Origin of the sequence: Serratia sp. M24T3, from assembly GCF_000257645.1 — a bacterium.
Lineage (GTDB): Bacteria > Pseudomonadota > Gammaproteobacteria > Enterobacterales > Enterobacteriaceae > Rouxiella.
The window spans coordinates 141,522-153,940 of record NZ_AJHJ01000009.1 but is presented as its reverse complement, the minus strand read 5'-3'; the positions used below and the strand labels follow the sequence as shown (position 1 = coordinate 153,940).

Annotated in this window: 10 protein-coding genes; 2 read left to right on the top strand and 8 right to left on the bottom strand. The window is 52.1% G+C overall.

Going from position 1 to position 12,419, the window contains the following annotated elements; translation table 11 throughout:
- Positions 1-5 precede the first annotated feature (5 nt).
- Both artJ and artP read right to left on the bottom strand, forming a co-directional pair.
- Positions 6-737, bottom strand: a complete 732-nt coding sequence (gene artJ, locus SPM24T3_RS10205; protein ID WP_009636673.1) for an arginine ABC transporter substrate-binding protein — start codon at positions 735-737, stop codon at positions 6-8.
- 37 nt (positions 738-774) lie between these two features.
- Entirely contained in the window at positions 775-1,503 is a 729-nt protein-coding gene (gene artP, locus SPM24T3_RS10200; protein ID WP_009636672.1) for an arginine ABC transporter ATP-binding protein ArtP, read from the bottom strand.
- 221 nt (positions 1,504-1,724) lie between these two features.
- Here artP and SPM24T3_RS10195 point away from each other — a divergent pair, with 221 nt between their 5' ends.
- On the top strand, positions 1,725-2,570 hold the full coding sequence (locus SPM24T3_RS10195) for an N-acetylmuramoyl-L-alanine amidase (protein WP_009636671.1): 846 nt from the start codon (positions 1,725-1,727) through the stop codon (positions 2,568-2,570).
- A gap of 120 nt (positions 2,571-2,690) precedes the next feature.
- On the opposite strand, the gene SPM24T3_RS10190 is transcribed toward SPM24T3_RS10195, so the two are convergent.
- The 5 genes from SPM24T3_RS10190 to SPM24T3_RS10170 form a co-directional block, all read right to left on the bottom strand.
- The gene (locus SPM24T3_RS10190) at positions 2,691-3,722 is read right to left on the bottom strand and encodes an NAD(P)-dependent oxidoreductase (protein ID WP_009636670.1); all 1,032 of its coding nucleotides are present in this window, start codon (positions 3,720-3,722) and stop codon (positions 2,691-2,693) included.
- A 162-nt stretch (positions 3,723-3,884) separates the two neighbouring features.
- A complete protein-coding gene (locus tag SPM24T3_RS10185) occupies positions 3,885-5,342 on the bottom strand; it encodes a DUF2867 domain-containing protein (protein ID WP_009636669.1) in 1,458 nt (485 codons plus the stop codon).
- Between the two features lie 90 nt (positions 5,343-5,432).
- On the bottom strand, positions 5,433-6,446 hold the full coding sequence (ltaE, locus tag SPM24T3_RS10180; protein ID WP_009636668.1) for a low-specificity L-threonine aldolase: 1,014 nt from the start codon (positions 6,444-6,446) through the stop codon (positions 5,433-5,435).
- A gap of 107 nt (positions 6,447-6,553) precedes the next feature.
- Positions 6,554-8,275 (bottom strand): ubiquinone-dependent pyruvate dehydrogenase, encoded by a 1,722-nt coding sequence (gene poxB, locus SPM24T3_RS10175; protein WP_009636667.1) that lies wholly within the window; start codon positions 8,273-8,275, stop codon positions 6,554-6,556.
- A gap of 101 nt (positions 8,276-8,376) precedes the next feature.
- Positions 8,377-9,276 carry a lysine exporter LysO family protein gene (locus SPM24T3_RS10170; RefSeq protein WP_009636666.1) on the bottom strand — a complete coding sequence of 300 codons (900 nt, stop codon included), beginning with the start codon at positions 9,274-9,276 and terminating at the stop codon, positions 8,377-8,379.
- A 183-nt stretch (positions 9,277-9,459) separates the two neighbouring features.
- On the opposite strand from SPM24T3_RS10170, the gene SPM24T3_RS10165 reads away from it, so the two are divergent.
- The gene (locus SPM24T3_RS10165) at positions 9,460-11,265 is read left to right on the top strand and encodes an ATP-dependent endonuclease (RefSeq protein ID WP_009636665.1); all 1,806 of its coding nucleotides are present in this window, start codon (positions 9,460-9,462) and stop codon (positions 11,263-11,265) included.
- A 145-nt stretch (positions 11,266-11,410) separates the two neighbouring features.
- Here the strand turns inward: SPM24T3_RS10165 and SPM24T3_RS10160 are convergent, their stop codons facing one another.
- Positions 11,411-12,355 (bottom strand): VirK/YbjX family protein, encoded by a 945-nt coding sequence (locus SPM24T3_RS10160; protein ID WP_037378140.1) that lies wholly within the window; start codon positions 12,353-12,355, stop codon positions 11,411-11,413.
- Between the last annotated feature and the right edge of the window lie 64 nt (positions 12,356-12,419).

Here is a 12,419-nt window from a genome sequence, read left to right as displayed (position 1 = left end):
TCAGATTATTGCGTAAACCATTTGGTATACAGCGCTTTGTAAGTGCCGTCTTGTCTGACTTTCGCCAGCGCATCGTTCATTTTTCCCAACAATTCGGTATTGTTCTGACGCACCGCGATGCCTAAACCGCTGCCAAAGTAGCTCTGGTCGGTAATTTTGTCGCCGACTGTACCGAGGCCTGGGTTTTGCTTCAGGAATTCCTGTACTACGGCAGTATCGCCGAATACGGCATCAAGACGACCATTTTTCAGGTCCAGCACTGCATTTTGATAGCTGTCGTAAGGCACAGCAGTGATTTCAGGATGCTTGTCCAGCAGGTATTTCTGATGGGTAGTGCCGTTCTGGATACCGACGCGTTTGCCTTTCAGAGAAGCCAAATCGGTAAACTTACCTTTCTGAGCAAAGAAAATAGCGGAGTTGTCATAGTAAGCGTTAGTGAAAGAAACCTGCTTCAGACGCTCGGCGGTGATGTCCATGCCTGAAATAACCGCGTCGGTGCGGCGGAATTTAAGGCTTGGGATCAGGCTGTCAAAAGACTGATTGGTAAAGGTGCAGGTGGCCTGCATTTGTTTACACATAGCATTTGCCAGGTCGATGTCGAAGCCCTGGATCTTGTTGTTTGAATCAACAAATTCAAACGGCGCATAACCGGCTTCAGTGGCGAAACGAATGGTTTCTGCCGCGCTGGCGGATAAGCTGATACTGGCTAAAACAGCCGCAATAATAAGCTTTTTCATTGCAAACGACTCCATCATATAATCTTAAGGGGGCTAATCAATGTGATAAATAGCTGGCAAACTCTTGGGTTTGCGGCTGCGCGAAGCAGTTGGCATCACCTTGCTCGACGATACGGCCATTTTCCATGTACACCACGCGAGTAGCGGTTTTACGCGCAACTTCGACTTCATGGGTCACGATAACCTGCGTAATCCCGGTATCGGCCAGCTCACGGATAATGCTGACAATTTGTGCGGTAATTTCCGGATCAAGCGCGGCTGTGGGTTCATCAAACAGCAGCACCTGTGGCTCCATCATCAACGCACGGGCGATGGCAACGCGCTGCTGCTGACCGCCGGATAAATGCAGTGGATAGCGGTTAGCGAAGTCTTTGAGTCGCAAGCGAGTCAGCAGCTTCTCGGCCCGCGCCATGGCGGCATCTTTGCTTAAGCCGAGCACGCGGCACGGAGCTTCAAGCAGGTTGTCGAGCACGGTGCGATGCGGCCAAAGATTGTATTGCTGGAACACCATGCCGACGTTTTGACGCAGTTCGCGGATCGCTTTTTCGTCCGGCTTCTTTTGGAAGTCGAATTGATTACCGGCGATCTGCAGCGTGCCGGAGCGCGGCATTTCCAGCAGGTTAAGCACACGCAGAAGCGAGCTTTTACCCGCGCCGCTTGGCCCGAGCAGCACCAGCGTTTCACCCGCAGGGCAGTCGAGCTGAATGTCAAAGAGTGCCTGGTGGACTCCGTAGAAGCAGTTAATACTGTTTAGTTGAATACTCATGCGCAAATACTGAATAGCCATTAATGCCGCAGAGGGTACCCTCTGTAGCATAGTTATGCAACAAAGGAGCTGAGAATTTTATTTGTGTGCGGCCTGAATCCTAAAGTTAGCATAAGATATGGTTACCAGAGTGTTACATTTCGCTTATTTCAATACTTTTTACTTCAACCATTATACTGTCCGTAATCGGTGGCTAGCCAATGCAGGGAAGGGCGATAAAGATGTTATTTCCAATAGGGTTACACAGATTTAGTGTGTTTGCCGGGCTGTTGCTGGTGGCTGGCTGTCAGGTAACGGCTCCTGTTAAGGAACAGCATAACTATGTGCTTGAAACCACTCGGCAGGCGCAGGGGGCCGATCAGCGTATTCGTTTTTTAGTGATTCATTACACCGCCGAGGATTTTCACACGGCATTAAATACGCTGACCGATGAACACGTAAGCGCGCACTATCTGATTCCAGCCAGACCTCCTCTGGTCCACGGGCAGCCGGTGGCCTGGCAGCTGGTGCCTGAGTCTCTGCGCGCATGGCATGCCGGTGCCAGTGAATGGCAGGGTAGAAACAATTTGAATGACACTTCTATTGGTATCGAGCTGGAAAATAAAGGCTATACCCGCAGGATGCTGGAACAGCGTTTTTATCCGTTCCCCAAGGCGCAAATAACGCTGCTAACCTCGCTGAGTCAGGACATCGTAAAACGCTATCAAATCAAACCACAAGATGTGGTGGCGCACGGTGATATCGCGCCGCAGCGCAAGGAAGACCCAGGTCCGTTATTCCCTTGGCAACAGTTGGCTGAAAACGGTGTTGGTGCCTGGCCACAGGCGTCGCGGGTGAAGACGTTATTGCACGGGCGTGATCCGCAGCAGCCAGTTCCAATAGAGGAATTATTGAGCAAACTGGCGCGTTATGGGTATCCGGTGTCAACCAATATGACGCCGCAGCAGCAGCGTCGTGTGGTTGCAGCCTTCCAGATGCATTTCAGGCAGAGTGATTATCGTGGTAATGCGGATGCTGAGAGTGAGGCTATTGTGGAGGCGCTGCTTGAGCAATACCCTTCGTCATAAGCACTGTCATCGGGCTGGATGAGTTTACCAACCCGAAACATCAACTTGCCCAAGCTCATCGAGATACCTTCTCCGGCGGCCTTGTTACATCACCAATGACATAGAATAGAGGCTTTTACGTTAATTCGGATGGCCGATAATTCCCTGCTGTTGTTGAAGAGTACCGTGGTCTTTCAGCCAGATAGCGGTGCGGCGGATGCCCTCGTCGAGAGAAACAATCGGGCTATAGCCGAGTTCGGTTTTGGCGCGATGAATATCCAGCGTGACGTCAAAGTTAAGTTTGGCCACGCTATAGTGAGTAAACATCGGCTCGCGGTGTTGCTTGCGGCCAAGTTTTTCCATGCCGCGCGCCATCATGTCCAGCAGAGGGTAGGGCACCGAGCGAATACGATATTTAACGTCCAGTCCGCCCATTAGCTCCTCTAACAGCGTTTTTAACGGCCTTGGCTGCATATTAGTGATGTTATAGGCGCGCCCGGATTCATGATTTTGACTCTCGGTCGCCAGCCACATTGCATGTGATACGTTTTCGACGTAAGTCATATCAACCAGTGCCTCACCGCCGCGTGGCAGCATCAGCGTGCCGTATTTGATCATCTGCAATAGTCTTGGCAACAGCACATTATCGTGTGGGCCAAAAATACCCTGCGGGCGTAAAATCGTAAAATGGGTTTGCGGATTGGACAGCGCCAACGTGGTGATCACCTGCTCCGCAGCCGCTTTGCTGCGGGCAAACTGGTTGGCAAAGCGAGCGGGCCTGAAATCTTCTTTGATATCGCGATGGTGATGAAAATCGAAATAAATCGCTGGCGAAGACAGATGTACGAAGTTCTCAACACCGTAGGCTGCCGCCCATTCGCCGAGACGACGAGTAGCGCGAACGTTGGCCAACTGGAAATCTTGCTCGCTGCCCCAGGGCGCGCTCAGGCCAGAACAGTGCCACAGGGTGTCAACATCGGCGAGCAGCACTTTCGCCTCGGCGGATACCAGGTTAGTCAAATCGGCATGAATAAACTCCGCACCCAGCTTCTCCAGTAAGGGCCCCATTGCCGCATTGCGGCCGGTAGCCCTGACTTTGAGTCCTTTCTTACACAGATATTCCACTGCGTTGCGGCCTGGACCACTGGTTGCACCGGTAACCAATACCTTCATATGTATCCAAATTCTATAAAAATGTCGTTGCCGGGAGCCTGAACGTTGCTCCTGATAAATAGGTCGCCATTCTTTCTTGAATTTCTATGCTATGCAATCAGAAACAGGGAAAGTTGTGAGGCTCCTCGGTGCGTTTGCCTGCAAAATAACCCGGCTGCTTTTTCAGTGACCGCGCCGGTCTTTCTGACGCGCAAGGCTGGCAATTCGTTTCGCCATGCCGCGAAAAACAAACAGATGGGCAGGCATCATTGCATACCAGTAACAAAGACCGCGTGCTCCGGCCGGATGCCACCATGAGGCGATCTCCAGACTGCGCCTTTCACCATGATCTTTCAGTGTAAATGTTAGCCGCCCCAGACCAGGCGCCCGCATGCCAAACAGCAGCGTCAGCGATTTATCTGGCACCAGGCTTATCACTTTCCAGCCATCAATGTTGTCACCAACCGCAAACCGGTCAGTTGCAGGCCGCCCCGAAGGGGTTTTATTTCCCAACATCCGATCGATTCTTGCCCGTAACCGCCACAGGCCTTGAGAATAGAAGAAACCTTCCTCACCGCCCAATTGTTGAATCACGTGCCACAGCGCTTTGATTGAAGCTGAGGTTTCCAGTCGAAAATTCACTTCTTTCGGATAAAAAGCATAGCCTGGACGCCAGCGGCGATGCGCATCGGCATCATTGGCCCATTCCGGCGTGTTTAGCACCGCGTCTTCTTCCTGAGCCAGCGTCTGGGTAATTGCATCATCTATCGTGGTCAACTCCAGCGGCACGAGCTCGCGCAAGGTGTCACTATCGGGCGGCAGGTCTTGTTTAACGCCTTGAATCAAGGACTTGACCAGCGTGCTGGGTACCGAGGTCAGCAGTCCGAGAAATGCGACGGTCAACAGTTGTGTAGGAAGGGGAACCGGCACCAGCCAGCGTCGCTTATTGCTCAGAGCCATAAATCGCTCCATCAGCTGACGATAGCTGAGGTATTCAGGCCCTGCGGCATCAAAGATTTGGTGCTGCGCCGAGGGAGCAATACCAATTAACCCGCCGAGATAATGCATCAGGTCGTTAAGCGCAATCGGCGCAGAGTGCTTCCTCACCCAGCTCGGCGGTGTTAGCACCGGCAGGTTGTAAATCATATCGCGCATCAGCTCGAAGGCAGCAGAGCCAGGGCCGATGACAATCCCCGCGCGCAGCTCGGTAACGGGTATGCTACCCATGCGAAACAGATCGCCGGTCAGTTTACTGGCCTGTAATTGCAGTGAAGAGTCATGCTCTGGCTGCATCGAACCCAGATAAATAATTTGCCTGATTGATGAGTCTTTTAACGCCAGCAGTGTGTTTTGTGCCGCCTGACGCTCTTTCTCGAACAGGTCTTCGGCATCGCTCATGGCGTGAACCAGATAAACCAGGACGTCAGCATCGGCGAATGCATCGCGCAGGCTGGCGTTATGATAAACGTCAGCGAAGCAGCAGCGTACGCCTGTCCATTTCTGCGCAACCAGCACGTCTCTGCGCCGGGAGGCAGCGGTGACCTTGTATCCCTGCTGATTCAGGTGGGATACAAGGTGTTGGCCGATATACCCGCTTGCGCCAAGAACTACGACGCGAGTGTCTGCGTTGAGTGTAGGCATCTTCCATTTTGCTCGTTCAAAGTGACAAAAAAAATAGCCCGCAGGCGAAGAGCGGCGTCCTTGCTCTCGCGCAAACCTGCAGGCCGTGGATTAGCCCGGATTACGTAAAAAACGCTGCCATAGTTCGACAACTTTTTCCAGATCCTGACGGCTAATGTTGATGTGAGTAATTAACCGTGTCACCGGACCAGAGCTGATTAACACCCCTTGCTCTCGCATCCAGTTACCCAATTTCGCAGCCTGTTCAGCGGACTGGCGGACATACAGAATATTGGTCTGAGCACCCGGTGCAACAATATCGAGACCGATGTCGCGCAGCTGTTGCTCCAGCCAACGAGCATTATCGTGATCTTCTTGCAGGCGTTGAACATTGTTTTCCAATGCATAAATGCCTGCTGCCGCCAGAATACCTGACTGACGCATGCCGCCGCCGGTCATTTTTCTCCAGCGATTGGCACGCAGCATGTACTCTTTACTACCGCACAGCAGCGAGCCAATTGGCGCGCCAAGACCTTTGGACAGGCAAATGGTCAGCGTATCGCAATACTGTGTGATTTCGCTTAGCGGCACGTCCAATGACACTGCGGCGTTCATGACTCTTGCGCCATCGATGTGCAGCGCCAAACCTTTTTCACGCGTGAATTCAAAGGCCTGCTTGAGATAAGCTAAAGGCAGAACCTTGCCGCTGTGGGTGTTTTCAAGGCTTAGCAGGCGTGTACGGGCAAAGTGAATATCATCGGGCTTAATTGCTGCGGCGACTTTATCCAGGGGAATAGAGCCGTCATCGGCCATGTCCAGCGGCTGTGGCTGAATGCTGCCGAGCACCGCGGCGCCGCCTGCTTCGTACATATAATTATGCGCTTTTTGGCCGACAATGTATTCATCCCCGCGCTGACAATGAGACAGCAGCGCAACCAGATTGGCCTGGGTTCCAGTGGGGAAAAACAGCGCGGCTTCTTTGCCGGTCAGCTCGCAGGCTAGAGCCTGCAAGGCATTAACCGTAGGGTCGTCGCCGTAAACATCATCGCCTACCTCGGCCTGGTACATGGCCTGACGCATAGCTTCGCCTGGGCGCGTAACGGTGTCACTGCGTAAATCGATCAACGTTGCTTCCTCTTTATTGGCCTTGAAAAGCAGGGGCGTTGGTCGCCCCTGGTGGAATGTCTCCTCCACTATATACCTCTAAAATGCCAAAATGCAGAGCGGTTTCCTCAACGTAACCAGTTAGTTTTAGCTAAATCAACGACCTCGTCGCCTCGACCGTTAATAATCGCCCGCAGCATATAGAGGCTGAAACCTTTGGCCTGTTCCATTTTTATTGTCGGCGGCATCGCCAGCTCTTCCGTGTTGGTGATGACATCTATAAGTACCGGGCCGTCATGGGCAAAGGCCTCTTGCAGCGCTGCATCAACCTGAGAGGCTTTTTCAACGCGGATGCCTTTAATCCCGGTCGCTTCGGCGATGGCGGCAAAATCAGGGTTTTTCAGCTCGGTGCCGTCGGTCAGATAGCCGCCGGATTTCATCTCCATTGCCACGAAACCTAAGGAACTATTGTTGAAGATAACCAGCTTGATGGGCAGTTTGTGCTGGGCAATAGACAGAAAATCGCCCATTAGCATGGCAAAGCCGCCATCGCCGCACATCGCGATCACTTGGCGACTGCGGTCAATAGCCTGCGCGCCGATAGCCTGGGGCATGGCGTTAGCCATTGAGCCATGGTTAAACGACCCCAGCAGGCGGCGTTTGCCGTTCATTTTTAAATAACGGCAGGCCCAAACGGTAGGGGTGCCGACGTCACAGGTAAATATGGCGTTTTCATCGGCAAACTTACTGATCTGCTTAGCTAAATATTGTGGATGGATAGGCTGTTTGTCATTCATCGTCGCTAAATCGTCAAGACCTTTGCGCGCTTCTTGATAGTGTTTCAGCGCCTTATCGAGGAAACTGGTGTCGGTTTTGGCCTTGAGGCCGGGAAGCAGTGCTGAAAGAGTGGTTTTAATGTCGCCTACCAGCGCGACATCAACGTGGCAATGCGAGCCGATGCTGCCTGGGTTGATATCAATTTGAATGATTTTCGCATCGGTTGGGTAGAAGGCGCGGTAAGGGAATTGCGTGCCCAGCAGGACCAGCGTGTCGGCGTTGAGCATGGCGTGGTAGCCCGATGAAAAGCCAATAAGGCCAGTCATGCCAACGTCATAGGGGTTGTCCCATTCAATATGTTCTTTGCCGCGCAGCGCATGCACGATTGGGGCTTTCAGCGTTTCGGCGAGTTTAACCACTTCCTGATGCGCTCCGGCGCAGCCGCTGCCGCACATCAAGGTGATATTACTCGAGTTGTTTAACAGCTCGGCCAGTTTTTCCAGCTCCGAGCGAGGCGGTTGAACCAAAGGCAATTGAGGAGGATACCACTGGGTGCTTGCCTCTTCAGGGGCTGGTTTCAATGCTACGTCGCCCGGCAGTACGATGACCGATACGCCTTTGTTCAGAATGGCTTTGCGCATGGCAATTGCCAGCACCTGAGGCAGCTGTTCAGGGTTACTGATCAGTTCACAATAATGGCTGCACTCGCGAAACAGTTCGGTAGGGTGCGTTTCCTGAAAATAGTTGCTGCCAATTTCACTGGAAGGAATATGTGCAGCGATGGCAACCACGGGAACGTGATTACGATGGCAGTCGTAAAGTCCATTAATCAGGTGCAGGTTTCCAGGGCCGCAAGAACCGGCACAAACCGCGAGTTCCCCGGTGATTTGTGCTTCTGCACCTGCCGCAAACGCCGCGACTTCTTCGTGACGGGTGCCGATCCACTCGATTGTGCCCATGCGATTCAGGCTGTCGCTCAGGCCGTTGAGAGAGTCGCCGGTCACGCCCCAAATTCTTTTTACGCCAGCTTCTTCGAACGTTTTTGCAATAAATGCCGCAACGGTTTGTTTCATCAATTCCTCCGGTGTTTTTTGATTTTCTTACCGCATAAAAAGTTTGCTGCGGTTTTATATAAATTTAAAACGACTGGGGGTAAGCATAGTTCATAACTGATTTACGAAGAGAAAAGTGCCATCAGTATTGGAGCCAACAGGCTTAGCAGGAAGCCGTGAACCACCGCAGGCGGCACCATGTCGATACCGCCACTACGTTGGAGTACGGGTAGGGTAAAGTCCATAGACGTCGCTCCACACAGCCCTAGAGCCGAAGAACGACTGCCGCGCACCAGAGACGGTATAAGCATGATGGCGCACAGTTCGCGTGCCAAATCATTAAAGAACGCGGCGCTACCAATGACCGGGCCAAAAGAATCGGTTAACACGATGCCAGAAAGCGAATACCAGCCGTATCCGGACGCCATCGCCAGGCCTGTTTTTAGTGGTAATCCTAAAATGCAGGCGGCAAGCAAACCGCCACCGAGCGAGGCGACGCATACCACTGTAGCTACCATCACCCCGCGCCGGTTGAGGATAATCTGGCGCAACGTCAGGCTGCTGTTACCCAGCTGAATGCCAACAATCACAAGCAGTAAAATTAGCGCGGCTTCACTGGCCTCGCTGGCATAGGTTAGCCAGTGCCATTGAGTCAGGCCAAGCAAGAAACCAACCACCACCACGCCGCACAGCCGCAGCGAATCTAATGCCATACGCCATCTCGAGGTCAAAACTTCCTGACGATGCAAAGATTTCCACGGCTTGCGGCGTTCAAGCAGTCGCAGCGCCAGCAGGTTAAAAGCAAAGATGCAGACGAAAAATATCGAGGCGTATTCAAAAATCATTAGCAGGTTGCTGCTGAGATTGTCCAGAAATGCCAGACTGACCCCCATCACAAACAGGATCACGTAGACCATCCAGCTCAGTAACTGGTCGACGGTGCGCAGCAAACGCCGATTTTTGACCGGAATAAGATAGCCGAGGATCAGTGGCACAAGGATAATCAGCAGACCTGAGTACATATTAATAAGAGTCCATTCAAAAAAACGATAAAAAGCGTGCCACAACCTAGCGAAAACCTATGCAGGAGTAAAGGTCTGAGAGTAAGCAGGGTCTTTCGCTATTGACTCTTGACCAATGCGCCTGTTTGTCGTCATGCTCAGAACAGGAATCAGACCATAATAAAAGCTGCACGGGAGGTGCCAATGTATCTGGAGCATATTGATATTGTCGGGTTCCGGGGGATCAACCGACTCTCCCTGACTCTGACGCAACCAGACCGCCGCGGTGTGGCGCTTAACTCGCTCAATGCAGATAATGGGCTGACCCATCTGGGAACCATCAACACTAATACCGTGCTGTTGGGGGAGAACGCCTGGGGTAAGTCCAGCCTGCTTGATGCGCTGACCCTGCTGCTGTCACCAGAACCAGATCTCTACTGTTTTCAGGAGCAGGATTTCCATTTCCCGGCCGGTGAAAAACAGGATAAGCAGCGATACCTGCACGTGGTCTTCACCTTCTGTGAAAATCAGCCCGGCAATCATATGTCGCCGCGCTTTAATCCGCTTTCGCCACTTTGGGTTCGCTGCGATGACCGTTTAAATCGTATCTATTATCGGCTGGAAGGCGAGATGGATGACGATGGCAGCGTAGCAACCTGGCGATCTTTCCTTTCTGCCAACGGTGAGCCGCTGGCTTTGACCACTATCGATCCGCTGGCCAAAGCATTGATCAAGCTTCATCCGGTTTTGCGTCTGCGCGATGCGCGCTTTGTCGGCCGGATCCGCAAAGAAGATCTCTCGCCGCAGCTGCAACAAGATGCCGGAACCATGGCTCGACAGCTTGATGACCTGACCCGCGCGCTGATTCATAATCCACAGGCGCTGACCAACGCCGAGTTGCGACAAGGGTTGGCAGCGATGCAGCAGTTGCTGGAACATTACTTTGGAATGAACAGTTTTATCAGCGATACACCCGGCATTGGCAGCGCAACGGCGGGCGACAACAGTGCGGAGGAACGGAAACGAAACAAAAAATCCTGGCAGCAGAAGCGCCATGGCCGTAATGAAAGTCGCCAGGCGTGGCGTTCGCTGAATAATATCAATCAGATGATCGCCGAGCCCAACAGCCGCAGTATGAGAGTGATGCTACTGGCAATGTTTTCGACGTTATTGCAGGCTAAAGGTTCGGTGGCACTGCATCCTGATGCTCGCCCGCTTTTACTGATTGAAGACCCGGAAACGCGTCTGCATCCGATTATGTTATCAGTTGCCTGGGGATTGCTGGAGCAGCTTCCGTTACAGCGTATTACCACTACCAATTCTGGGGATCTGCTCTCGCTGGTGCCTGTTGAGCAAATCTGTCGTCTGGTCAGAGAATCCGGCAAGGTGGCGGCCTACAGTATTGGGCCACAGGGTATGTCTTCAGAAGACAGTCGCCGTATTGCCTTCCATATTCGCTACAGCCGACCTTCATCACTGTTTGCCCGCTGCTGGTTGCTGGTGGAGGGTGAAACGGAAGTGTGGCTGCTCAATCAGCTTGCCCGCCAGTGTAACTATAATTTTGAGTCTGAGGGTATCAAGGTGATCGAGTTTGCCCAAAGCGGGCTGAAACCGTTGCTGCGCTTTGCCCGTCAGATGGGTATTGAATGGCACGTGTTGGTCGATGGCGATGAGGCAGGGCGAAAATATGCCGCGACGGTCGCCAGTCTGGTTGAAAATCATGAGGATATTTTGCGCGATAGGTTGACTGCTTTGCCTGCGCTGGATATTGAAACTTATCTTTATCGCAATGGTTTCGAGGATGTTTATCGTCGCGCCGCGGGAACGCCAGAGGGCACGCCGATTTCTCCACGGCACATTATTGAAAAGGCGGTGCAGCGTAATTCGAAACCCGATCTGGCCATTGAGGTAGCAATGTCAGCCGCTACGCGGGGGCTCAGTTCAGTACCAACCGAGCTAAAACAAATGTTTTCGCGCGTGGCCTGGCTCGCCCGTGGGCGTGCCGACTGATACTCGACGTATTTGAGGCTGCCACTTGGTTGGCTGCGCGGGTTCCCCTGAATCACTGACCTGAGTCAGCTCATCGGGATTCACGCACTTGCCGCCTTGTTGCAGCGCCAATTACATAGAATATCGATTTGGGATAACAGAATACTTAGTTGAATCTGTTGCGGATCTGCGTTTCCATCTCATCCAGCAACTGGTAGCGGCGGCGGTATTCTGCGCGCTTTTTACTCGCGATGTCGTCCAGCGAGCGGTGTTTGACCTGCGCGGGAAAATGAAAATACCCGTTGGGATGCTGATGCGCTCCCAGCGTTTCCCAGAAAGAGTCATAGTCGGCAAAAATAGACTTTTTGCGTTTACTGTAGCGCGGGTTGGCATAAATATGTGTTTGATTACCCACGGCAAAGACTTGCTGCATATTCATCTTTTCTGCAAAAAGCAGTACGGCTTCCATTAATACTCTTTTCGGAAAAAGACCGTGACAGGCTTTTGTCGCTTGTTGAATCCTGGTGTGATCAATATTTTGGCTTGGGCCCTGAATCGCGCCAATAAATAATGTAGAAAGCCCCTGGAAATTAATTAATGCAAAAGTGACATTAGCCAGCGGCTCGTCATTTTCATCAAGAAATCTAAGGGTAATTTCACCTTCTTTATCGAGATGCAGCGAAGAATTCATGCTAATTGAGTAAGTCGCTTCGTCTTTACCTAAAAATGAAGCCAGCTTGAAGTGTTCTCTCTCAAGGTGCCCTAACTGCATTGCCTGTGGCATGCGTTCTCGAATGAATCGATAGTGATCGCACAGACCACTGGCGTGCTGTTCGCGAAGCATATTCACCGCTAGATAGGTGCGATGCACTTTGCACGGCAGAGTAGGCTGTGCATGCAGAATTTCATTTCGCATTGGGTTTGAAGCCAGCTCGTTCATGACCTTTAACGTTGCTTTGGGGAACATCAGGCTTCGGATCATAAACTTAAGTCTATAGGCAGGCTTTTGCCACATTCTTCCCGGTTTATTCTTCCCGGTTACCAACGACGAGATCAGCGCAAGGCCAGACTGCGGTTTCGCGCCTGAAGCAGGGTAGCTAAGAATTGACATATTGAGAGACCATAAGAGACATTGACACTATATTAGTTGCAGGATCTTAAACCTTGTAACAACA

Coding starts and splice junctions, on each gene's coding strand:
- SPM24T3_RS10195 (WP_009636671.1), top strand. CDS start 1,725: ATGTTATTTCCAATAGGGTTACACAGATTTAGTGTGTTTGCCGGGCTG.
- SPM24T3_RS10170 (WP_009636666.1), bottom strand. CDS start 9,276: ATGTACTCAGGTCTGCTGATTATCCTTGTGCCACTGATCCTCGGCTAT.
- artJ (WP_009636673.1), bottom strand. CDS start 737: ATGAAAAAGCTTATTATTGCGGCTGTTTTAGCCAGTATCAGCTTATCC.
- artP (WP_009636672.1), bottom strand. CDS start 1,503: ATGAGTATTCAACTAAACAGTATTAACTGCTTCTACGGAGTCCACCAG.
- SPM24T3_RS10165 (WP_009636665.1), top strand. CDS start 9,460: ATGTATCTGGAGCATATTGATATTGTCGGGTTCCGGGGGATCAACCGA.
- poxB (WP_009636667.1), bottom strand. CDS start 8,275: ATGAAACAAACCGTTGCGGCATTTATTGCAAAAACGTTCGAAGAAGCT.
- SPM24T3_RS10160 (WP_037378140.1), bottom strand. CDS start 12,355: ATGTCAATTCTTAGCTACCCTGCTTCAGGCGCGAAACCGCAGTCTGGC.
- SPM24T3_RS10185 (WP_009636669.1), bottom strand. CDS start 5,342: ATGCCTACACTCAACGCAGACACTCGCGTCGTAGTTCTTGGCGCAAGC.
- SPM24T3_RS10190 (WP_009636670.1), bottom strand. CDS start 3,722: ATGAAGGTATTGGTTACCGGTGCAACCAGTGGTCCAGGCCGCAACGCA.